Annotated in this window: 2 protein-coding genes; both read right to left on the bottom strand. The window is 46.4% G+C overall.

From position 1 onward, the window contains the following. Positions 1-64 precede the first annotated feature (64 nt). A complete protein-coding gene (locus PGX78_RS08160) occupies positions 65-748 on the bottom strand; it encodes a YggS family pyridoxal phosphate-dependent enzyme (protein WP_270446445.1) in 684 nt (227 codons plus the stop codon). 89 nt (positions 749-837) lie between these two features. Beyond that, the coding region (locus tag PGX78_RS08155) for a laccase domain-containing protein (protein WP_270446443.1) at positions 838-1,524 on the bottom strand (687 nt) is incomplete at its 5' end.

Below are 1,524 nucleotides of genomic sequence, written 5' to 3'. Positions count from 1 at the left end.
GAACCCGCCTACGTTGTTAACTACTTTGTTCCATAAACTTTTCAATCCCATGATAAAATCCTCCTTAGTAATTTCTCGGTCCGAATATAGCCGTACCGACGCGGACAATATTGGCGCCTTCTTCAATTGCTATCTCAAAATCGTGAGTCATGCCCATTGATAAATAACGGACCTGCCCGTCAGGAAATTTTCCTTTCATGTCATCGTACAAGGCCTTTGCAATACGAAATACGGGCCTCGTCTCTTCGACATTTTCAAAGTTGGGTGCCATGCACATAAAACCGCAAACGCGTACGTGTTGAGCCTCCTTAGCCAAACAACACAACTCCGGAAACTCTTCGACGGCAGCTCCGGTTTTACTCTCCTCTCGAGCCACATTTACTTGCAATAAAATATCCTGTACTTTTCCGATTTTTTCCGCCTCTTTGTCAATCGCCGCCAGCAAATGTTGCGAGTCGACGGAGTGAATGAGGTCGAAATGAGCTACGGCCTGCTTCACTTTATTGGTCTGTAAATGACCGATAAGGTGCCACTTCAGCTTATTATCGGGGAATGCTTTTTGCTTGTCCGTTCCTTCCTTCACCCGGTTTTCACCTACATCGGTAACGCCGCATGAAGCCGCTTCAATCATATCCTCTACAGGATGATTCTTCGTAACGGCAACAAGAGTTACCGTATCGACTCGACCTGCTCGAGCCATAGCTGAAGCCATGCGCGAGCGGACATTTTCAAGGTTTTCTGCAATCAAGCCGTATCCCCCTGTCTAAAAAAAACTTATACGTTCCTATTATATATAGTTATCTGCACAATTACCAGTCTTTTTTACAAAAAGCTTTGTTATAGTAATAAAGCGAAAACCGTATTACGCCCGCAATAGATGCCTTGCCGTCGCAAAGAAAAAAATCGCTCTCTTTCTTTATAAGTACACGAGTTGCTGACGAATATGTGCTGACTGTTGACTCCGCCCTGTTTCAGCTCCCTTTCAACCGCCTCTTTCATATTCACATGTACGGTTAATCCTATCTCACCTTGCTTTTTCATCAAAGCATCGGCAACATTTACGGTTACATACTCCCCCGAAGCAGCCGGACCGATATAGGCAAACAACTCTTCGGGTCTACTTCCGTAAACGATATTCATTGCAAAAAGGACGGACGAAACCAATCTGTTTTTCAATTCCGGAATATCTGCCGTCACTACGGCACAGGCATGATGTTGTGCATCAAAAAGAATAAGCGGTACGGCATCGGCGGCAAACATGAATAAAGGAGTATCTCGCAAATCCGTCATCAGGGCCTTCGTTCTTTTTAACGCACAGAAATAATCTCCCGCTCCGGCCCCCCGCTCAGCTTCTCCTACGACGACAATATGTCCCAGCTCGCCGCCCCCTGCCGTCGTAATGTTCAAAGGGTCGCAAGCTAAAGCGGCACAAAGCCGTCGTCTGTTCTCTAACACGGATAAAGCGGTATCACCGCCTTCAAAGTCACAGTTCAAGGAAGCATATTCTCCGGAACTGCACCCGCC

It is taken from the genome of Megasphaera sp. AF13-6AC (assembly GCF_027685385.1).
Taxonomy (GTDB): domain Bacteria; phylum Bacillota; class Negativicutes; order Veillonellales; family Megasphaeraceae; genus Megasphaera; species Megasphaera micronuciformis.
The sequence above is the reverse complement of the archived record's forward strand: the minus strand, read 5'-3'. Positions and strand labels throughout refer to the sequence as shown.